A 21738-nucleotide genomic window follows, 5' to 3' on the forward strand; every position below is an offset into this window, starting at 1 on the left:
GTCGCTCTCATCAACATTTCAGCTCCCTTGGTACAATCCGCAATCGGTTTTCGTTTGAGCTGCGCGCCCGTTCAGAGCAGTCAGGAGTTTTTTTGCCGTCTAAGCAGGGTACCGACGAGAATGACAATCGTCGCGATCAGCATCTGCAGTGTGGCCACAGCAGCGATAGTGGGGCTAATGTCCTGTCGGATGCCTTCCCACATGCGCATCGGCAAGGTCGTGATCTTTCCGATGCCGAGGAACAGCACGTAGACCACGTCGTCAAACGACGCCAGGAAGGCAAAGAAGCTGGCGACGATCAGCGCCGGCATGACCAGCGGCGCGATGATCGTGCGAAAGGTGGCCAGCGGCCCGGCGCCAAGGCTCCGGGCCGCACGCTCATAAGTCGGGTTAAGGTCGCGCAGATTGGCAACCACAATCACCACCACGTAAGGAATGGCATGGACCGCGTGGCCAAGCGCCAGACCAAACTCGGTGCCCTGCAGCCCGAACCGCGCGAGCAAGAAATACGTCGCGACGGCTACGATAACTGTAGGCATGATAATAGGCGAGAGCACGAGCCCAATCATAGCTCCGCGACCAGGCATCCCACCGCGCGATAACCCGAAGGCAAGCACACCGCCGAGCGCAGTAGCCATGCCCGCCGCCATCAGCGCAATGCGGATGCTGGTGAAGGTCGCGCGCAGCCAAAGCGTGTCGAAAAGATAGGCCTCGTAGTTGCGCAGCGAGTAGCCTGGCAACGGGAAGAGGAAGTACGACGAAGCGCTGAACGACAAGTATGCGACGATCACGACCGGCAGCAGGAGAAGCACGGCCAGAAAGCTTGCCAGAATCGGGACACCTCGCCCTCTCGTCGAAGGAAGCCAGCGGTCGAGCGTGTTTGCTGCCGAGCCGACACGCATCAACAGTCGGGCACCCATTTGGCGGCGGGAGGTGGTCGAACCGACCTTGCCGTCGGAGAATCCCAGGAGCTGCTCAATCGGGAAGAAGCGCGAGCCGAGCCACAATACGCTCAGGACGGCGACCAGGAGGACCACGGAAAGCGCAGCACCAAAATTCCAATTGAGTTGTTCCAGGATCTGCGAGCTGATCGCCATGGTAATCATGACGTCTGACAGCCCGCCCATCAACGCAGGTGTAATGTAGAAGCCGAGACAATAGATGAAGACGAGCAGAACCCCTGCAATCAAACCAGGCAGGCTAAGCGGCAGAAAGATCGTGAGGAAGGCAGCGATCGGGCTCGCTCCATTCGACCTCGCGGCGCGCAGAAGCTTCGGGTCAATGCTGGACATGACCGTATACATCGGCAGGATCATCATCGGCATGACAATGTGGGTCATACCGAGGATTACACCAAATCGGTTATAGAGCATTGGCACTGGTTGAGACACCCAGCCGAGCTCGAGTAAGAACTGGTTGACGACGCCATTGCGTCCGAGAAGGACGATCCAGGCGAAGGTCCGCGCCAGAGTGCTGGTAAAATAAGGCAGCACGACCCCGATGAGCAAAAAGGTGCGCAACGCCACTCCGCCCGTCGTCAGAGCGTAGGCAATGGGATAGCTCAGCACGAAGGCGAGCGCAGTCACCGTCACGCTGATCTCCAGCGTGTTGCGCATCACGGTCAGATAGACGGGCGTGTCTGCGATGCGCGAGAAATTCGCCAGCGTCCAGCTCGGCATCCCAAAGGCAAGCAACAGAAGACCTGTGAGCGGCACCACAAAGAGCACCACGAGGAAGATGCTTCCAGGCAGCAGCAGCCAAGCCCAAGGCGTGGGCCAAGGTCGCGAGGATTCCGCCCGGCCCTTGATCGTGATGGAACTCACTGTGCCCGCCATGCCAGCCAGCGCTCCTGGAGATGATCTACATTGGTCTGGCCGTCAGGGCGCTTGGCGGCGAGCCAAGCATCATCCTGAGCCACGAGTTGGGATGCATTCTCCTCAGTAATGCTGAGGAGGGGAACAAGATCCGCCGGCAAATACTTGAGCTGATTCACATTGGGACCTGTCAGGTTTGTCCCAAGCGTAAAGCCCGCAGCGTTCTGAGCCCGGTTCAGGAAAGCAACCAGCTTTTGTGCGTTTGCGGTGTTAGGACCGCCTTTGAGCACCGTCCAGTAGACATAGACCAGATTGCCACCGCTCCACACCATGCGAATAGGCGCCCCCTGACGGATGGCCGACAGCGCACGACCATCGTAACAGCTCGTCATCACGAACTCCCGATTGATCAACGCTTGAACAGGCTCCCCTCCAGCCGTCCACCACTTCGCGACATTCGGCTTGATCTCCGAGAGCTTCTTAAGAGCCCTCTCGACCTTGTCATCGGTCAAGGGCCAACGATCCGAATTTGGCACGCCGTCAGCTGCGAGCGCCAACACCATATGCCTGGCGACGGCACTGAGGCCCCGCGGCCCTGGGAAGGCTTTGACATTCCAGAAATCGGCCCAGTTTTGCGGTCCTCCCTTCGAAAAGGAACGCTCGTCATAAGCGAGCAATGTCGTTGAACGGAATGCGACGACTGCGTCACTGAGGCGAGCACTCTGCGGCGCCCCCTTGAGCGCTTCTTCGTCCCACAAACCGTAGTCGATGGGCTGAAACAAACCCGCCTCATGCATAGTCGGGAAGTTCTGCCCGTCAATCAGGGCGACATCCCAGTCGATGCGCCCGGCGCGAGACATTGCTCTCACTTGGGGTTCGGCAATGTCAGCGGTCACATCGACCACAGCAATGCCCGTCGCCTTTGTGAAAGGTTCATAAACGTATTTTCTCACCGCTTGCGTGTACGATCCGCCATAGCTGAAGACGACAACTTCGCCACTGCCGGCGAGCTTGTCCTGCGCCCAGGCAGCGGTAGCCTTAGCGACGAACGGCACGCTCAGTAAAGCCGCCGACGTTCCAAGAAATGAGCGCCGGCTCGTGCCGCGATGAAAACGGCCAGCCCTATCACTTGTAATCATGACACTCCTCCCCAAACTGACCCAAGCACTACATCGTTTCCCGCCATCATTTAGACCGTCTGGCGAGCCATCCGCGCGCAAATCCAGCAATGAATGGCGACCCATCAAAGAAAAACTGCAAATCCCGGGCCACCTCTACGCAATTCCACCATCAAATATTGCAATATGTCGGCTTTACAACCACAGGCTCGTAACTCGCCTCCACCGCTAGCTCTTCAAACCGACACGCGCCGCCCGCCTCACGACAGGTTTATCCGGCGAGGCCAGCCGCAACACCGCACGGTCGACCCACAGAAGGAAGTTCCGGTAGGATCCCATCATGATGCTTCCTGCCTGCAGGCGAATGTTATCGAGCGCTAGGGGGACCTTGCTACGCGATCTCAGCTGAGCTCGTTTCAGCTGCAACACACTTGTCAAAGGTGCGCGAATGAACAAGCCTGTTGGTTCAGATCGGAAGACAAGAAGCGACGTTTCAAATTGCCGCTTCTTTCGCAAGTTCGTCCATGACTTGCTTGGTCGCGCGATAGGCGATCTCGACGATCTCATCTATCTCAAATTCGGAAACGACGAGAGGCGGAGCGAAACCTAGAATGTCACCATGCGGCATCGCTCGCGCGATGAGTCCCTTGTCGCGCGCCGCCTTGGAGATGCGGGCGCCCACCTTGAGCTGCGGGTCAAAGCGTCGTTTGGTTTGCCGATCGGCGACAAACTCAAGGGCACCGAGCAAACCCACTCCCCTTACCTCACCGACGATCTCAAGCTGGGCGAACCGCTCCTTCAGCCGCTTCGACAAATGCAAACCCACGGTTCTCGCGCGCTCGCTTAGTCGCTCCTTCTCCACAATATCGAGGACGGCATTAGCAGCTGCGGCCGCAATCGGATGACCGGAATAGGTATATCCGTGGGAGAATGCGCCGACGCGATCGGCTGCTTCTTCCATGACCGCGTAGACTTTCTGCCCGACGATTGCTGCCGAGAGGGGCATATAACCGGAAGTCAGACCCTTCGCTACTGTTACAAGGTCAGGCTCCATTCCATAAAGAGTGCTGCCGAACTCAGCGCCGGTCCGGCCGAACCCACAAATCACTTCATCGGCGATCAACAAGACGTCGTAGCGCCTAAGCACGGCTTGAATTTCACGCCAGTAACCATCGGGCGGGGGCGTGATCCCTCCTGTACCCAGCACCGGCTCCGCAATAAAGGCGCCGATCGTTTCCGGTCCTTCACGCACGATCATCTCTTCTAGTTCGGCTGCACGTCGACCAGAGAACGCCTCCTCCGTCTCACCTGACTCGGCACCCCAGTAGTGGTGAGGCGCGCCTGTGTGCAAAATGCCTGGAAAGGGCAGGTCCATGTGATCATGGTAGAACGACATGCCCGTCATAGATCCGGAAATTACCGAACAACCATGGTAACCCCGATCGCGCGAGATAATCTTCTTCTTCTTCGGCTGACCGCGCAAATTGTTATAGTACCAGACAAGCTTGGCTTGCGTTTCGTTGGCGTCTGATCCGGATAGCCCGTAGAAGACTTTGCTTGGCTTACCCGGCGCCATTCGCACGAGGCGGTCTGACAGATTTGCCAGCTCGTCCGTCGTGTGGGCAGCATATGTATGGTAGTAGGCCAACTTATAGGCCTGGCGCGCAATCGCCTCGGCCACCTCGGTGCGGCCGTACCCAATGTTGACGCAGTAAAGGCCAGCAAACCCGTCAATATAGGTATGTCCCTGTGCGTCTTCGATGCGGATACCCTTTCCTCCCGTGACGATGGTCGGATCACCAAGCTTACCTGTGGCAAAATCCTTAAGTTGGGTGAAAGGATGCAGAACAGCCGCGCGATCTTTTTCCGCGATCGTCTTGATTTCGTTCATACCATTTCTCCTAAGCCAGGTCGCCGAAGCAGACGTACTTCAATTCCATGAATTCCTGAATGCCATATCGAGAACCTTCGCGACCGAGCCCGGATTGCTTCCAACCTCCAAACGGAATTGGAGGTCCAGTGAATGAGGCCGTATTGATGCCGACCATTCCGTATTCGATCTTCTCAGAAAGTCGTAGCGCCCGACGCAAGCTGTCTGTGTAGATATAGGCCGCCAAGCCCATTTCACTTGAATTGGCCCGCGCGAGAACCTCCTCTTCGGAATCGAACGGAAGTACCGCGGCGACCGGGCCGAACGTCTCCTCGGTTGAGATGAGCATGTCGTCAGTGACATCGCTCAGCAGCGCTGGAGCGACAAAGTTCGGCCCGAAGACTTCATCTTGCTTTGCAGAAATAACCCGTGCCCCTTTTGCCGCAGCATCCTTAATCTGAGCCCTGCACTTTTCGGCCACGGACGACTTCGTCATCGGTCCGACATCAGTCGCAGCCTCCAGGCCATGGCCAACCCCGAGCCGAGCGATCGCCGCAGCAAACTTCTCAACGAAGGCGCCATAAACGCCCCTCTGTACGTAGATCCGATTAGCCGCCAGGCAGTCCTGCCCCGACGTGGCAAACTTAGCGGCCATCGCACCTTTGACGACCTTATCGAGATCGACGTCATCAAAGACAATGAAGGGGGCATGTCCCCCAAGCTCGAGAGAGACCTTCTTTACCGTCTGCGCGGCCCACTCCAGTAGCAACCGACCGACTTCTGTGGACCCGGTGAACGAAAGGGCTCGCACCCGTGCATCCCGCAACAGCGGCTCCGAGAGTTCGATCGGATTGCCGACGAGCACCTGAAACACGCCACGTGGAACTCCAGCCTCCTCAGCCAATCTTGCGAGGGCAAGAGCCGACAGCGGCGTCTCGGGCGCAGGCTTCACGATGACGGGGCAGCCAGCCGCCATAGCGGCGCCGGCCTTTCGCGTGATCATAGCGACAGGAAAATTCCAAGGAGTGATTGCCGCTGCAACACCAACTGGCTGCATTCTGACCTGAAGCAGACTTCCAGGCTTATGGCTTGGGATCGTCTCGCCATAGGCGCGCTCTCCCTCTGCGGCAAACCACTGGAGAAACCCGGCACCATATCCAATTTCGAACCTTGCTTCCGCAAGCGGCTTGCCTTGCTCGCTCGTTATGAGGACCGCAAGCTCCTCCGCATGGGCGAGCATTAGCGAGGCCCAAGTCCTGAGAATTGCACCCCGCCTCTCTGGTAGCAGCTCTCGCCATTGAGCAAATGATCGCTGCGCCGCGTCGATCGCAAGATTCATGTCTGCGGCGCTGCAGCGAGCAACTTCAGCGAAGACTTCGCCAGTTGCCGGATCGATGACAACATCTCTTTGGTCGCCCGCGATCCAGCGACCATCGATCAGAGCAGCTCCCGCGATAAAATCTCGACGGAGCAAATTGTCTATATGCCTCTTAGCCAGCCCGACCAGAGGTGGACTTTTAGGCCGGGCAGCTTGCAACACCATTTCGAAGTCCTTGGCGGTCATCTTGTTGAAATTCTGCTGCCAATCAGGATACTAATGTTGGAGACAGATTTGCGTCGCATTTCACCGTCGTTTAGACGGTTTCCTGCAGGACCTCGCTGCTTGGCAGTGGAATTCAACGGAGCCCCGGACTTATGCAATATGATCGAACTGACGCCCGTATCCTGGAGATCGTGCAGAAGAATAATCGGCTGACATCTGAGATCATCGGCGAGCTGGCTGGGCTTTCTGCAACTGCGTGCCAAAGGCGCTTGAAGAGGCTCCGGTCTGACGGCATCATCGAGGCGGATGTCTCGATTGTTTCGGCAAAGGCGGTAGGAAGGCCTATTCAGATGCTGGTGCTCGTAAGCCTCGAGCGCGAGCGCGCAGATATCATAGACAGGTTCAAGAAGGCGATTAAGTCGTCAGCTGAGGTCGTCAACGGATTCTACGTCACTGGGGACGCCGACTTCGTTCTGTATATTACGTCGCGGACGATGGAAGATTATGAGCAATTCACGCGGCGTTTTTTCTATGAGAACCCTGACATCAAGGGGTTCAAGACGATGGTTGTTATGGATCGTGTAAAGACTGGTTTTGCGATTCCGGTAGAGATTCCAGACGAAGATTGATGTTCGTATCTTTGCGGTCGTTGTTTCGAGGCCTCGCGCGTTTTTTCATCGCCCATCCTCTCACAAAGCGAGAAACAAGCACCCGCGCTCTTGTAGTATCTATGGATGTTGATACGCGCTGAGGCAGAGGAGCATGGCTGCTCCAGCAGAAGGAATGGCGGCCAAGTGAGGCGACGTCGCGGACATCTGAGAGCAAATCGAACTGCCGTTGCGGCTGTGACGCCCCGATCGGATCGTTGCTGGAGCAATGCTAAAAAGCTGTCAGAGAACTCGACAAATTTATTCCTTGATCTGGATATCATTTTTGCAGGTCGTGGTAGAAGCAGCAAATTCCTAAACGAACCGGGCAGACAACGCGAATTTCAGATGTTTGAGGGTGGGCCGGAACCGCTCGTCCGATTTGGCTTCGGCGTTCCGCGACAAACACTGACTTTGGTTAGGTCGTGGTGCACGGTCCGTGGATCTAAATGACGAAACTTTCCGATCCTCAGATTTTTAGCGTCAATGGTATTGCGGCGCCGCTGTGTTACCCCACCTTCCGCCGGATTTGGATCGCGAGCTTGCTGTCGAACCTCGGTATACTTGTCCAAGGGGTCGGCGCGGCCTGGGCCATGACAGAGATGACATCGTCAGCCGATAAAGTTGCGTTGGTGCAGACGGCTTTGTTGCTGCCTGTGATGTTGATCGCTGTGCCGGCCGGTGCCATCGCTGACATGTATGACCGCCGAATTGTGATGCTCGTTGCGCTCTTTATTGCGCTCTGCGGCGCGACAGCGTTGACTGCGCTCGATTGGTCGGGGCTTACCACGCCGGATCTACTCCTGGTGCTTTCCTTTGTGGTCGGCGGTGGCATGGCATTGATGGGACCGGCCTGGAGCTCCTCGGTCAGCGAGCAGGTTTCGCCAAAGACGCTGCCGGCGGCGATTGCCCTCAATGGCATTAGCTACAACATCGCGCGTAGCTTTGGGCCCGCGGTCGGGGGAATTGTTGTTGCGACCGCGGGCGCGGGTGCGGCCTTCGCAATCAACGCATTCCTCTATTTACCACTGATCGTGGCGTTGTTCCTCTGGAACCGTATCGCGGAGCCGTCGCGGCTACCGCGCGAACACCTGAGCCGCGCCATTGTTTCGGGCGTACGCTATATCGCCAATTCGCCTTCGATTAGGATTGTGGTAGCGCGCACCATGATAACCGGCTTCGTCGGCAGCGCGCTCCAAGCGCTAATGCCGCTGGTCGCTCGCGACCTGTTGGACGGGGGCGCTCAGACTTACGGCATCATGCTAGGTGCGTTCGGGTTAGGCGCGGTAGTAGGAGCTCTCAACATCGGCGAAATGCGCAGGCGTATGAGTGGCGAGGCTGCGGTTCGTGCCTGCACACTGTCCATGAGCGGCGCAATCGCGGCGGTCGCGCTCAGTCACAATTCGGTCTTAACAGCCGCAGCTCTGGTTTTAGCGGGTGCCGTATGGACCATCGTGTGGACGCTGTTCAATATTGGCGTGCAGCTCTCCGCTCCGCGCTGGGTTGCGGGCCGCTCCGTTGCGGCTTGGCAGGCTGCGTTCTCTGGGGGCCTCGCAGTTGGCAGTTGGGGCTGGGGTCGCCTAGCCGATGCCGTCGGTGTCGACGTCACGCTGCTCATCTCTGCCGGACTGATGCTGCTCTTGCCGCTGCTTGGGCGCTGGCTGCGCATGCCGGCCATCACCGAGCGCGGGGAGGGCGCCGAGATGCTTGCCGATCCTAAGATGCGGCTCCCGCTGACCTACCGGAGCGGCCCACTGGTGGTTGAGCTCGAATATCGGGTGGCCTTGGAGAATGCCCGAGCCTTCCACAACCTCATGCAGGATGTGCAGCTCTACCGACAACGCAACGGGGCCTATGGTTGGTCAATTGCGCGTGATATCGCCGACCCCGAGCTGTGGACTGAGCGCTATCACTGCCCGACATGGCTCGACTATTTGCGCCAACGCAACCGCTGGACCCAGTCGGAACGTGCATTAGATGAGAAGGCAATGGCTTTCCATATCGGGCCTGAGCCAGTGCGTATCCGTCGTATGCTGGTCCGTCCGTTTGGATCGGTACGCTGGAACGATGATGTGCCCGACCGCGCCGCGAGTGAGCTCTAGTTGTTGGTCGGCGGCGCAAGCACTAACCGTCCCTTCCATTGCACCGCATTCAACCCCCCGGCTGCGATGACGCCGTTGCGCTTGGCTCCCCCCGTCATCCACTTCCCCAGATACTCACTTATGTCAGTCAGATTTAACGCGGACCGAAATCGCCAACTATTCTGATGCTACTAGCCCTAGCAGGATCTTGAAAAGCTCGAGCGGAATCTGGGTGCGGTCTAGCAAATACAGGCCCGACGAACGATCGGCTAATAGCGATCGGTATTAATACGACACCAAATTGCTTAGGACTACTTGTCGCTCAAGCATTTGTTTGCCAGTTAGACGTATGAACGCTCGATCAAGGAAGCAACCTTCCAAGACCGTCAATACAACCGACACGATCGGCTCGAAGCAAACCTTGCCGACTTCATCAACGCCAGCAACTACACTCGGCGGCTGAGGACACTGAAGGTGTCTCACACTTTACGACTACATCTGCAATTGCTGGGCTCCCACCAAAACGATTCGCACTTAACCCACTCTAGCAAATGCCGGAACTAAACGCCTAGCTTCCTAAGTGTCACCAATCACACCAACTACACTCGGCGGCTGAGGACACTGAAGGTGTCTCACACTTTACGACTACATCTGCAATTGCTCGGCTCCCAGCAAAACGATTCGCACTTAACCCGCTCTAGCAAATGCCGGAACTAAACGCCTAGCTTCCTAAGTGTCACCAATCACACCAAAGCGCCCGTCTCACTCACCCGACGAAGGTGATAGTCGGCATCCCCAAAGGTGTTCTCGATCATGGTCAGCCGCTTAAAATAATGGCCCACCTTAGCCGCCATGGTCATGCCTATCCCGCCGTGAAGCTGGATCGACTGCTGGCCGATAAATTTTCCGCTCCTCCCGATCTGCACTTTAGCCGCAGCAACCGCTTTTGCACGCTCGGCAGCATTATCGATATCCCACGCCATGGTGGCGTACATCGCCATGGAGCGCGCCTGTTCGAGCGCCACAAACATGTCCGCGGCGCGGTGCTGCAGACTCTGAAACGAGCAGATTGGCACCCCGAACTGCTTTCGCGTCTTCATATAATCGACTGTGGTCCCCAGCGATTCGTCCATCAGGCCTACCGCTTCCGCGCAAAGCGCGGTCCGGGCGTCGTCAACCACCCGTTCGATAAGCGGCAGCGCATTCTCGGGATCGCCGATTGCCGCTGCGCTGCCCACCTCGACCCTTGTGAAGCTGATGTCGACGGCGCGCAGCCCATCTTGGGTCGGGTAGCTCTTTTTGGAGATGCCTCTCGCGTCGCCAGGCACCAGAAGCACCGCGATATCGCCTCTATCGCGTTGAGCGCCTTTGATGCGCACGGTGACGATCAACGTGTCGGCGTTCTCGCCATTGAGCACAACAAATTTTTCGCCGTCAATGACCCATCCATCGCGGCTCTTCTTGGCGGAGGTGGTCACGTCGTTCAGATCATAGCGAGAGTTCTTTTCAAGTTGCGCGAATCCGAAGGTCTTGCTGCCGTCGATGATCCCAGGCAGATGATCTGCCTTCTGCGCGTTCGAACCGCCACGGCGCAGGAAGCCGCCGCCAATCACAACCGTGGCGAGATAGGGCTCGACCACAAGCGCTCGGCCGAACGCTTCCATCACGATCATAGTCTCCACGCCGCCGCCACCAAACCCGCCATCGGCTTCTACAAAGGGAAGTCCGAGCAGACCCTGCTCAGCAAAGCGGCTCCAGATCAATCTGCTCCAGCCGCCCTTCTCCTTCGAATATTTTTTGCGCTGCTCGAAAGCGTAGACATCGGTCAAGAGTCCATCGACGCTTTCCTTGAGAAGCCGCTGCTCCTCGGACAAATTGAAGTCCATATCTCAGCTTCTCCTGGCGACGGATCTGGACTCTTGGGGGTCCCTATTTGCGGGGATGGAAGAAGAGTTAGAGTCCCAGCACCGCCTTGGCAATGATGTTACGCTGAATTTCGTCGGAGCCGCCGTAGATCGAGACTTTGCGGTTGTTGAAGTAGCTCGGCGTGATCTGTGCGGTCCAGTCCATCGCTTCGTACGAAGACTCGGGATGTTCGTTGTAGGGCGCAGCGAATGGCCCGATCATCTCCATCAAGAGTTCAGTCGCAGCCTGCTGGCTTTGTGTGCCCTTAATCTTAAGCATGGAAGACGCTGGATTTGGCTTACCCTTGCCGTGCTTGCCTTCGTCAGCGACAATGCGTAGTTGCGTGAGCTCCAGTGCCTTCAACTCGATCTCGGAGATAGCCAGCTTCTCCCGGAACGCGGGATCCTCGATCATAGGCCGGCCGCCACTTTTGACGTAAGAAGCCACCTCCTTGATGCGCCGGATGCGCTCCTTCGAGACGCCGACCCGTGCAATGCCAGTGCGCTCGTTGCCGAGCAGGAACTTTGCGTAGTCCCAGCCCTTGTTCTCCTCGCCGATTAGGTTTTCGTAGGGCACCTCGACGTCGTCCAAGAAGACCTCGTTGACCTCATGGCCACCATCGATGGTCTGAATCGGACGCACCGTCACGCCCTTGGAATTCAAGCAGAACACGATGAAGGAGATACCCATCTGCTTCTTGGCGCGGGGATCGGTGCGGCATAGGCAGAAGATCATGTCGGCATGCTGCGCGAGCGTGGTCCAGGTCTTCTGGCCATTGATAATCCACTTGTCGCCCCTGCGTTCGGCCTTGGTCGTGAGCGAGGCGAGATCCGAGCCAGCGCCGGGTTCCGAAAAGCCCTGGCACCACCAGTCATCCACGTTTGCGATGCGCGGCAGGTAATACTTTTTCTGCGCCTCATTACCGAAGGTGTAGATGACCGGGCCGACCATGCCGACGCCAAAGGCGAGCGGCGTCGGCGCAGGATACATCTGCAGCTCCTCCCTGAAGATGTAGTGCTGGACCGAGCTCCAGCCTGTGCCACCGTATTCCTTCGGCCAGGAACTTACGTTCCACCCCTTCTTGTTGAGAATGCGCCACCACGTAACCATTTCCTCCTTCGACACATGGCGACCTTCGATCATCTTGTGCCGCATCTGCGGCGATACATTGTCGCGTAGAAACTGCCGCACTTCCTGCCGGAAGGCTTGTTCTTCCTCGGTGAATACAACATCCATCGGATTCTCCTGCAACCGAATTAATTCGGGACGCGCTACGATGGCGAAACGCTCTCCATACTTACCAATCGGAAGAGGCCTCGACGTGAGTTAGAACTGAACGCGAAGAGGATCGGCGGGACTGACGAAGGGCAAAGCATCCGCCTGTTCCTAGCGCCCTTGCGTGGCGACACCAAGAACTTCTCCTTCCTGGCCTCTGCGAACCTGTTGGATGAAAGCGTCCTATGTCCACGCTCAACTTCCCGCTGTTCAATTTGTCGCAAAACGCGATTTGTCCCACCAAGGGCGTCTTGCCCCCATCAAGCGAGCGTTAACGCTTGCGCAGCTATTCCCGCATTCTATCTCCGTCAGGAATGCCGCACCCTGGTTTACGGGAGCGAAGCATTGCTCGTCCTGTGCTCCAAATGCATTCAGCCGCCCCTTCTCAGGGTTGCCACCTCTCTGTAGCAACGCTCGTGCCAGCCGCGTTCGAGCGCTTTAAACTTCTGATTCGTTTTGAGAATGACTCGTACTTCGCAAACAACGACCTCCGTTTTGAACCGAACAGAAATGGTACGCTGTCAGAGATCGGACAACCATCGAGAGTGGACCGTTATTTCCATTGCCGCACGGCTAACGGATTCAAATTTGCTAGCCTTCATTATCTCTCAGCTCGATGCGGATCGATGTGGACTAACGTTCGACTGCCGTTTCGAGCCCTGTGGTCATGAGAACGGACGGATGCAGAAGCCTCAGGTTTGCCGAAATGCTGGCGGTCGCGCAGTTGAGGCGTTTTCGGCACGACGGCCCTGCGAGGACAGTCCAGGACGCCTTCCGACGCGCGCAGTCCTCGACGCTCCCATAGCCGACCTGCCAGCCGGTTCGACGAGCCGTCTGCCGCAATAGATTGTCCTAAGCAGACCACCGACATCATCATCCAGCCGAACGGCTCTTCGATCCGCTTGCTTATCAATGCTGATCCAACACCGGGCACGACCTGAACGTGAGCAAGGACGCGGAAGCATCGCTCGCCGTCTGCCCGAAAACATCAGATGTGTGGCAGGGATGGCGAGACTCAAGCCAATCAGCAATGCTGGGGTCGCGCGCAGCGGCTGATGCATCACCGCCTAGCAAATCGGGCCAGCGCCTTCCGATCGATCTCGATGCCCAATCCCGACCCGTTAGGCACAGCGACGATGCCGCGAGTGTGCTCGATGGGCTCGGTGAAAATCGCCTGCCGGAGCGGGTTTTCGGTTCGGTCGAACTCCAGCAACGGCGCCACGGGTATGGGCGAGGACCGCGTGTGCGGCGGCAGAACGGCGAGCAAATGCAGCGACGCGGCAATTGCAATCCCGGTGCCCCAAACATGCGGATTGTAACGGACGCCGAACGCTTCTGCCATATCGGCGATCTTCTTGCATTCGGTCAAACCGCCGGCCGCGCAAATGTCGGGCTGCGCTATATCGAGCGCGCGCGAGACGAACACGTTGCGGAACCCGAAGCGCGTGAACTCACATTCTCCGCCTGCGATCGGGATCGAAATCGCCCCCTTTACCGCGCGGTGGCCGGCAAGATCCTCTGGCGCTACCGGCTCCTCAAACCAGCCGATATCGTATTTCTCGATTATCCGCCCCAGACGGATCGCTGCGAGGCTGTCAAAGGCGTGGTTCGCATCCACCATCAGCAACACAGTTGACCCGACCGCCTCGCGCACGACGCGTGTCGCGGCCGCATCCTCCTCGACACCGAAGCCGACCTTGAGCTTCACCGCCGAGAATCCCTCCGCGACGTAGCCCGCTGCCTCCTCAGCTAGATACCGGCTCGGGTCGTCAGCTTTGCGTCGGTGGAGGCCAGCCGCGTAGGCGACGATGTGACTCCGCTGCGCGCCGCCGAGCAGCTGATGCACGGGAACGCTAAAATACTTGCCCTTGAGGTCCCAGAGCGCGATATCGATACCGCTCAACCCCTCTATCACGACACCCTTCTGGCCGTGATCGCGCAGGCGCGCATAGATCATTTGCCAGAGATACTCTGTGCGCAGCGGATCTTCGCCAACTAGCCATGGCGCGACGCTCTCGACCACGGCGGCCGTCATCCTCGCCGGTCCGTAGCATTCGCCCCAGCCAACAAGACCCTGGTCGGTCTCGATTTCGACCAGCATCGCTGTACGCGTATCGTACCAGCCACGCGCGGAGGCAAGAGGCTCCGACAGCGCGGCTTGAAGGATATGAGTGCGAACGCTCGTAATCTTCATCGGCTTTGCCTTGTTCCAGTCCTGCTGCGCTCCTCACTCAGAGCAGCCGCTTCTAAATAGATACCGGCCGTGCTGCGGCTTTCAAACGCATTAAGCTTTGCCTTTGACAATGCTCGCACATAGGAAACGATGATCGATGTATTGAAGGTCAGATCTTTTAAGCTGTCAGCAACTTGACAAGAATACCGACCGTTCATGCATGAAGAGCGCCGGTATTCACCACGGTGGGGCAATGGCCGTCGTCGAGGCAGCGGCAGGGGAGCAGCGAAGCACTGCCTCTCGCTGTGCATCACCGGACACCCGCAAGTCCTTAGATGCCTGAGTTGGGATCCCCGTTGAGCCGCGCGGTGCTCGTGGACACAATCATCGCCGCGGTAGTTAGTACCGGACGCTTTGAGAGCCTCAGCCGACATCGCAGCCGTCATTGATGCGCATGTCCGTATTGCGCAAGGACCGGTCCGGCTGCCATCGATCCTACAACGCAAAATACGAAGCCATGGGAAAAGAGCGGTCCAATGCTAGTCTTGCCATCATTTTGGGGGTTACCTTTGAAGATGCTGTTCACAGCCAAACCACATGGAAGGCTACTGTAACGGTCATCTTTCGCGCTTGGTGCTATATAAAGTCGTGAAGATGTGCCTTCTGAAGCAGATCAGCGCTAAACACCTCTGTAAGATGATCTCTAGAGTTGGCGCGAGAAAGCTCATACCCTCGAACAACCTACAAAACGCGACCTCGTGGTTTTTGTCGAGGCCTATCATCCAAAATCTATCGCATGACTTTGTTTGGGAGCGATCAAGCTTTAAAGTTGGAGACGTGGGCGCCTTTGTTGATCTAGTCAGCGCGATCGCGACAGACTTATGGAAATCGGATCCTGTCTTTCTCCTCGCGGCGGCGGCATGATCATATACTTGCAGCAATGGGACGTGCAGCGGATCAACTACGATATTCATGTCTGTACTCCGTCCAGCTGTGACCTGCGACATAGCGTATGCTGTCATAGTATTGCTGTACACCGTCAACAAGGATCGAGACACTACCTACTCTGATCGAGACACTACCTACTCTGATCGAGACACTACCTACTCTGATAAGGAGTACATTTGATAGAAGGGCTATTGCTATTTCGACGCGAACCGCGGCGCACGAGCTTCAGCCGAGGTTCAACGGACCAACAACGCCCCTTGGCCGACTTTATTGACCTTAATGGCAAGAACTGGTCACTTAGAGCTTTCCTAACATCGAGCTCGTTTCAACGATTTCCATTACCTCGCGCCCGCCTTCTGCGCATATTTCCATGACGCTTTCGCGAGCGGCACGGTGCGCTTGGCAGCTTCGATCGCCTTGGCATTGGCGGCTGTGCCATCTCGGATCCGGGCTGCGATGCCTTGGGTCATGCCGACTAAGCGAAAGAGATTATACGAAAAATACCAGTTCAAATCCGGCAGCTCGCTGCCCGTGTAGTCGCGATAGATTTGCGCGGCCTCGTCCATGCTAGGAATATTGAGCGCCTTCAGGTCGGCGGTCGCAAGCCCCGGCCTAATCCATTGCATCAACAGATAGGTAAAATCGGACATGGGATCGCCGAGCGTCGACAATTCCCAGTCGAGCACCGCGATCACGCGCGGCTGCCTTGCGTGGAAGACAATGTTGTCGAGCCGATAATCGCCATGCACAATGGAGACACGCTTCTGCTCGGGGACCGTGCTCGGCAGCCACTCGATCAGCTTTTGAACCTCCGGAATATGTTGCGTCTCCGAGGCGCGGTACTGCTTGGTCCAGCGATCGACCTGGCGCGCGAAATAATTGCCAGCCTTTCCGAAGTCCGCAAGGCCGATCGTATCGGGATCAAACATGTGCAGCTTCGCGAGAGTCTTGATCTTGCTGCGGAAAATCTTCGGTCGCATCTCGACCGGCTCGCTCGGTAAGGTCGGATCCCAATAGACCCGTCCGTCCTCCATCGACATGATGTAGAAGGTCGTGCCAATGACGGCATCGTCAGTGCAGAGCGCAAATGCATGCGCGACCGGGAAGCCCTGATCGGCGAGCGCCGAGATGACACGGAACTCGCGATCCACCGCATGCGCCGACCGCAGCAATTTTCCGAAAGGCTTTCTGCGCATCACGTAAGAGCGGCCGGGGCTGTCGAGTTTGTAGGTGGGATTGGATTGGCCTCCCTTAAACTGTAAGACGGTCAAGGGGCCGGAGTAGCCCTCGACATGCTTGCGCATCCAACGATCAAGACGGATCTCGTCGATGCGATGTCGCTCTTCGACGGGTCTCGTGCCCGAAAACTCCTCGTCCTTCCTGACGCCGTCGGCCAAGGTGACGCTCCTCGAATTTCTTGAAGCGTCCCGCGTGGCCGCTTCTCATTAATCACCCGAGCAGTTGCATACTTCGGAAGTCCAAGTCTGACAATCAGGCGGCACTGCATTTCATCGGGCTATCAGACGCGTGGTACGCGTCGTGGTTTGGTCGCGGCGGATTCCGCTCCTCGTGGACGCGCAGGCGCAAGGTCTGCGTCGCTTGGTCGTTGATTCACGGGCTGGTTCGTCTTTAGATGCCAATTCAACAGTACTCACTGTCCTCGAACCTCTTGTGCGGATCTCAAGCCGCCAGACAGGAGGCAAAAGTCAATCTTTTTGGCGATGCGAACGGGCGGAGCTGAAACTGACTAGGGTCAGGCCTCTTTTCTCTGCGCTGACAATACGATCTTGACTCGCGTGGAAGCGGGCTGCGACCTTGCGTGAGTGACGAACAGTCGGAGGGGGAACTGAACGTCCTCGTCCCCGGGGTTTCAGCCTGCAGATGATCTCCGCGTCATCACCGGCGTCGTTCATCTTTTGAGAAGTCGCTGCCGCTCGTGTGATCCTGCGGCTAGAATCTACAATCGCTTCGTGCGCTGGGTGACGTGGGGTATGGGAAATCCTGTTCCGGGAGCTTGCTGGCCTGACGCGCGCTACGGACACGCAAATGATCGACGCCACGCACGTAAAAGCGCACCGCTCGGCAGCGAGCAGAAAAAGTGGGAGCGCAAGCAAGTTATTGGCCGCGCGAGCGGAGGGCACAGCACGAAGATCCACGCAGCCGCAGATGCTGATTGGCCTGATCGCAATCCTGCTGGCGTGGGTGAGACGCATGACTGCCGATCGCCGAACGTTTTTGCTCAATTGGAAACCGAACGACGTTCGCGCACCGAGCCCTCCTGAGAAACGGACGCTACCAGCGTGCCGTCACGCTTGAAGATCAAGCCGCGCGCAAGGCCGCGTCCGCCTTGCGCGCTCGGCGACTCTTTGGCGTAAAGTAGCCACTCGTCGGCCCGAAACGGGCGGTGGAACCATATTGCGTGATCGAGGCTCGCCGAGATCATGTGCCCGTCGAACAGAGTGCGGCCATAACGCACCATTACGGCATCGAGCAGCGACAAATCTGAGGCATAGGCCAGCGCGCACATATGCAGCGCGGGATCATCGCGCAGCTTTGCTGCGGCTTTGATCCAGATATGGAAGCGGCCGTCGTCGATCTTCTGACCGACATAACGGCCAATCTCGACCGGACGCAATTCAATCGGTCGATCGAAGTCATAATAGCGCCGGATGAATTCCGGCATGTCAGGAAACATCGGCCGCTTGGATAATTCCTCGGCGGTGAGCCCTTCTGGCGGCGGAACATCGGGCATGTTGTTTTGGTGGTCGAAGGCGCCTTGCTCGCCTGCATGAAAGGACACCATGATGGAAGAGATTGGCTTACCCTCCTGGATCGCGGTTACGCTCCGTGTCGAATAGCTCTTACCATCGCGCAGCCGTTGGACCTCGTAGATGATCGGAACCTGCGGGTCACCGGCCTGAATGAAATAGCAATGCAGCGAATGCGGCAGCCTGTTTTCGACGGTGCGACATGCCGCGACCATCGCTTGCCCTATCACCTGGCCGCCGAACACCCGTTGCGAGCGAGTGTTCGAGTGTTTGCCGCGAAACAGGTTCACCTCGATCGGTTCAAGGTCGAAGATGGCGGATAGATCGATCGAGGTTTTTGACATTGACGCGCTTTCGTTCTTCCTCGGCATCATTCCCCGGCATGCCGGCCTAGTGACGAAGCCGAGCTCTCGAGAGCTGGCATTCTTTCGCGCCACCCCGAGGGGATTCTTTTTTTTCGTCCATCTTTTCGCAGCTAAGGAACCCCAACTGCGACTATATTGAATTGGACAGATCGAGAATTCCTAGTGAACTCGTGCGAGCGAGACTACCGCGTCGACCATTCCAATGATGCTCCCTAGCAATCACCGTGCCACGACGGTATACTTGAACAGCTGCGAAATCGATGTGCTCGGCAACGACACTTCCGCTTACTGTCGGGCTGCCAACCAGACACCGCCCGAACACGACAAGGCACATGAAAGAGACATGAACGCATCACGTGCCGGAGGATCGACGGCGCTGGGATCATCGCACGTCTATACTGAAGGCTCAGCGTCGCTCGCGAACCGAACCTTCCTGGGCGACAGACGCGACCAGCGTGCCGTCAGGCTTGAAGATTAAGCCGCGCACGAGACCGCGTCCGTCTTGCGCGCTCGGCGACTCTTTGGCGTAAAGTAGCCACTCGTCGGCCCGAAACGGGCGGTGGAACCACATCGCGTGGTCGAGACTTGCAATCATCAGCCTCTTGTCGAACAGTGGGCGCTCGTAGCGCGCCGTTACCGCATCGAGCAGAGAGTAATCGGAGGCATAGGCAAGCGCGCACATATGCAGCGCTGGATCGTCGCGCAACCTCGCTGCGGCCCTGATCCAGATATGAACGCGACCGCCGTCAATTTTCTGACCGACATAACGGCCGATCTCGACCGGGCGCAACTCTATCGCGTAATAGCGGCGGATGAACTCCGTCGTTTCGCAATACATCGGCTGCTTAGGCAGTTTCCCCGCTATGACCTTTTCCGGCGGCGGCACTCGGGGAATCTTGTCCTGGTGGTGAAACGCGCTCTCCTCCCCGGCATGGAACGAGACCACCATCGAGAAGATTGCGTTGCCATGCTGGATGGCGGTGACGCGGCGCGTCGAATAGCTCTTACCCTCACGCAGCCGCTCGACCTGGTAAACGATCGGCACCTGGGGGTCGCCGGGCCGGATGAAATAGCCGTGCAGCGAGTTCGGTAGCCGACCCTCGACCGTACTGCATGCCCCGATCATCGCCTGCGCGATCATCTGGCCGCCAAACACCCGTTGCGCGTTGGTGTTCGGACTCTTGCCACGAAAAAGGTTCGTTTCGATCGGTTCCACGTCGAAGATAGCGAGCAGGTCGATCAGGCTTTCGGACATTGATGTGCTTTCGGTTTTCTTTGACGTCCGCCCCGGGTGGCACACAGCCGTGAACCTAAAACTTTCGCGATTTCGGGGCGTTCTTTCGAACCGCACGACGCAAACGCAAATTTGCGGGACGGCACGCGACAGTGCTGCTGTCTAGGGTATTGACTTGGATATATCGAGACCGTCTCATGAACTCTCGGGCCATCGGCATTTCGCAACGATGCTTTACGCTCGCTGCAGCAATCGGCGTGCCATAAAACGCTGTGCAGGCCAGAGGAGATGCAAATCCATCTACTTTGTGCCGCGCCGACGAAATACTTACACCCTAGCGTCGCGCTCCGAACATAGATCTGAAACCGGACGCGACTGAGCATGACAACGACGCGAAGGACACCCGTCGCCTCTCGTGCCGAACGTTTGGCGATGATGGTCCTTTGAAATTACCTCACACTAGCATTACAGTTGCTGTTTTGCTTTGAGATGCGCGCGCTGAGCGGCAGCCTGGTGGGCTCTGCGCCAGAATGACCATGCGATGACATGCGCGGGTTGGATCCGCTTTCGAGCAAGCCTGATGGCGATGCGGCGGATTTCCTGGATTGACCAACGGATCAGCGGCGGCGTGGGTGTGCTTTGGCTTTTGCCGGGTGGCGGCGTTTTGTTTTTTTGGGCGGTGGCGGATTGGCGCGATGGCGGATCGCCGCCATCATGGCGAAGGCGAGCATCACCAGGGAGACGTGGCGATGCCAGCCATGCCAGGACCTGCTTTCGTTGTGATCGAGCCCGAATTCGTTTTTCGCGGTTTCGAAACTGTCCTCGATCGCCCACCGATGGCCTTCGACCGCCACCAGCGTTTCGATGGACGTTCCCGCTGGACACCAGGTGGTGAAGAAGGCGAGATCGCCATCAGCGATATGGCGACGGATCAGCAGACCGCGCGTCCACAGACCTTGATTTGCAGTGTTGGATTCGTCGACCTCGAGATCGGCCAGTTCGAGATAACACCAGTCATGCAGCCTCGGTCCTTTGGTTCCGGCTCCCGCCGACAATCGCTTCCAGTCGGACGGGCGCCGCGTCCGGGCGATGTCTTCGGCCTTGCCGGAGACCGGCTGTCGCTTGCCCCAGGATCGGAAGACATGAGAGCTGCTGACACCGAGCACATAGCCTTTGCGTGCCCGCCGTAGCTGCTGTTCGATATCGCCAACACCGTAGACGGTGTCACCGGCAACCCACTTGAATGGTACAGACGCGGCTATCGCACGTGCGATCATTTTCGTCGCAAGCTTTGGTTTGGTCGCAAAGCCGACATCGGCAGGCACGTATGCGGCTTCCAGACGATCTGGATCGTCGGTCCATTCCTTCGGAAGATACAACGCGCGATCGATGAACGCATGACCATGACGCGAAACGTAGGTAGCGAAGACGCCGATCTGGCAGTTCGTGATCTTCCCTGCCGAACCAGTGTATTGCCGCGCCACTCCGCACGAGGACTTACCCTGCTTGAGAAAGCCGGTCTCGTCGATCACGAGCACCGCATCGTCATCTGCCAAGTGCTCGATGACATAGTCCCGGACGATGTCGCGCAGGGCATCAGCGTCCCAATCCCCGCGACCCAGGATCGCCTGCTGCCGCCATGGGCCGGGATCGCCAGCCGCCTCCGCGCGCATCCAACCGGTCTTGCGCTGCTCATCTCCGAGCAGACCTTCCAGGAACAGGCCTGCATTCGTCGCCACACGCTCTTGCGTGAACAACGGACGTATCCGCTGCTTGACCTCTCGAAGCGACGCCGCCCACAACGCAAGCGTCTCCTCAATCGACGCGGCGCGCGTCCACGACATTCGAATCATGGTTGCCCATGGATTCAGAAGCCCGCAAACAAAGCAACTGTAATGCTAGCATTACAGTTGCTTTTTTGATTTGAAGTGGGCGCGTTGAGCGGCAGCCTGGTGAGCTCTGCGCCAGAAGGACCATGCGATGATGTGTGCGGGTTG

13 protein-coding genes are annotated in these 21738 nt (G+C 57.7%); 2 read left to right on the forward strand and 11 right to left on the reverse strand.

Annotation, left to right across the window (positions count from 1 at the left end; all coding sequences use genetic code 11):
• Positions 1-80: 80 nt before the first annotated feature.
• The 4 genes from IVB42_RS00455 to IVB42_RS00470 form a co-directional block, all read right to left on the reverse strand.
• A complete protein-coding gene (locus IVB42_RS00455; protein WP_247469597.1) occupies positions 81-1835 on the reverse strand; it encodes an ABC transporter permease subunit in 1755 nt (584 codons plus the stop codon).
• Entirely contained in the window at positions 1820-2953 is a 1134-nt protein-coding gene (locus tag IVB42_RS00460) for an ABC transporter substrate-binding protein (RefSeq protein WP_247469598.1), read from the reverse strand. The genes IVB42_RS00455 and IVB42_RS00460 overlap by 16 nt, the downstream gene beginning before the upstream one ends.
• A gap of 472 nt (positions 2954-3425) precedes the next feature.
• On the reverse strand, positions 3426-4823 hold the full coding sequence (locus IVB42_RS00465) for an aminotransferase (RefSeq protein ID WP_247469599.1): 1398 nt from the start codon (positions 4821-4823) through the stop codon (positions 3426-3428).
• Between the two features lie 10 nt (positions 4824-4833).
• Entirely contained in the window at positions 4834-6366 is a 1533-nt protein-coding gene (locus IVB42_RS00470) for an NAD-dependent succinate-semialdehyde dehydrogenase (protein WP_247469600.1), read from the reverse strand.
• A gap of 131 nt (positions 6367-6497) precedes the next feature.
• Between IVB42_RS00470 and IVB42_RS00475 the strand changes: the two genes are divergently transcribed.
• Positions 6498-6974: an Lrp/AsnC family transcriptional regulator gene (locus tag IVB42_RS00475; RefSeq protein ID WP_247469603.1), complete on the forward strand. Its 477-nt coding sequence runs from the start codon at positions 6498-6500 to the stop codon at positions 6972-6974.
• Between the two features lie 467 nt (positions 6975-7441).
• On the forward strand, positions 7442-9094 hold the full coding sequence (locus IVB42_RS00480) for an MFS transporter (protein WP_247469605.1): 1653 nt from the start codon (positions 7442-7444) through the stop codon (positions 9092-9094).
• A gap of 722 nt (positions 9095-9816) precedes the next feature.
• On the opposite strand, the gene pimD is transcribed toward IVB42_RS00480, so the two are convergent.
• The 7 genes from pimD to IVB42_RS00515 all read right to left on the reverse strand — a co-directional run bounded on the left by pimD (position 9817) and on the right by IVB42_RS00515 (position 21594).
• Positions 9817-10959, reverse strand: coding sequence for a pimeloyl-CoA dehydrogenase small subunit (gene pimD / locus IVB42_RS00485; RefSeq protein ID WP_247469607.1), 1143 nt, complete (start codon positions 10957-10959; stop codon positions 9817-9819).
• Positions 10960-11026: 67 nt separating this feature from the next.
• A complete protein-coding gene (gene pimC, locus IVB42_RS00490) occupies positions 11027-12214 on the reverse strand; it encodes a pimeloyl-CoA dehydrogenase large subunit (protein ID WP_247469609.1) in 1188 nt (395 codons plus the stop codon).
• A gap of 1099 nt (positions 12215-13313) precedes the next feature.
• The gene (locus IVB42_RS00495; RefSeq protein WP_247469612.1) at positions 13314-14447 is read right to left on the reverse strand and encodes a mandelate racemase/muconate lactonizing enzyme family protein; all 1134 of its coding nucleotides are present in this window, start codon (positions 14445-14447) and stop codon (positions 13314-13316) included.
• Positions 14448-15712: 1265 nt separating this feature from the next.
• The gene (locus IVB42_RS00500; RefSeq protein WP_247469614.1) at positions 15713-16771 is read right to left on the reverse strand and encodes a phosphotransferase family protein; all 1059 of its coding nucleotides are present in this window, start codon (positions 16769-16771) and stop codon (positions 15713-15715) included.
• An 842-nt stretch (positions 16772-17613) separates the two neighbouring features.
• On the reverse strand, positions 17614-18486 hold the full coding sequence (tesB, locus tag IVB42_RS00505) for an acyl-CoA thioesterase II (RefSeq protein WP_247469620.1): 873 nt from the start codon (positions 18484-18486) through the stop codon (positions 17614-17616).
• Between the two features lie 427 nt (positions 18487-18913).
• Complete coding sequence (locus IVB42_RS00510; RefSeq protein ID WP_247469616.1) at positions 18914-19762, reverse strand: acyl-CoA thioesterase II; 849 nt, start codon at positions 19760-19762, stop codon at positions 18914-18916.
• 596 nt (positions 19763-20358) lie between these two features.
• Positions 20359-21594, reverse strand: coding sequence for an IS701 family transposase (locus IVB42_RS00515; protein ID WP_247469618.1), 1236 nt, complete (start codon positions 21592-21594; stop codon positions 20359-20361).
• Positions 21595-21738: the final 144 nt, after the last annotated feature.

Origin of the sequence: Bradyrhizobium sp. 45 (assembly GCF_023073155.1) — a bacterium.
Taxonomy (GTDB): domain Bacteria; phylum Pseudomonadota; class Alphaproteobacteria; order Rhizobiales; family Xanthobacteraceae; genus Bradyrhizobium; species Bradyrhizobium canariense_D.

Bases quoted from the DNA above. Each gene is read 5' to 3' on its own strand.
- IVB42_RS00455 (WP_247469597.1), bottom strand. From the start codon at position 1,835: ATGGCGGGCACAGTGAGTTCCATCACGATCAAGGGCCGGGCGGAATCC.
- IVB42_RS00460 (WP_247469598.1), bottom strand. From the start codon at position 2,953: ATGATTACAAGTGATAGGGCTGGCCGTTTTCATCGCGGCACGAGCCGG.
- IVB42_RS00465 (WP_247469599.1), bottom strand. From the start codon at position 4,823: ATGAACGAAATCAAGACGATCGCGGAAAAAGATCGCGCGGCTGTTCTG.
- IVB42_RS00470 (WP_247469600.1), bottom strand. From the start codon at position 6,366: ATGACCGCCAAGGACTTCGAAATGGTGTTGCAAGCTGCCCGGCCTAAA.
- IVB42_RS00475 (WP_247469603.1), top strand. From the start codon at position 6,498: ATGCAATATGATCGAACTGACGCCCGTATCCTGGAGATCGTGCAGAAG.
- IVB42_RS00480 (WP_247469605.1), top strand. From the start codon at position 7,442: ATGACGAAACTTTCCGATCCTCAGATTTTTAGCGTCAATGGTATTGCG.
- pimD (WP_247469607.1), bottom strand. From the start codon at position 10,959: ATGGACTTCAATTTGTCCGAGGAGCAGCGGCTTCTCAAGGAAAGCGTC.
- pimC (WP_247469609.1), bottom strand. From the start codon at position 12,214: ATGGATGTTGTATTCACCGAGGAAGAACAAGCCTTCCGGCAGGAAGTG.
- IVB42_RS00495 (WP_247469612.1), bottom strand. From the start codon at position 14,447: ATGAAGATTACGAGCGTTCGCACTCATATCCTTCAAGCCGCGCTGTCG.
- tesB (WP_247469620.1), bottom strand. From the start codon at position 18,486: ATGTCAAAAACCTCGATCGATCTATCCGCCATCTTCGACCTTGAACCG.
- IVB42_RS00510 (WP_247469616.1), bottom strand. From the start codon at position 19,762: ATGTCCGAAAGCCTGATCGACCTGCTCGCTATCTTCGACGTGGAACCG.
- IVB42_RS00515 (WP_247469618.1), bottom strand. From the start codon at position 21,594: ATGATTCGAATGTCGTGGACGCGCGCCGCGTCGATTGAGGAGACGCTT.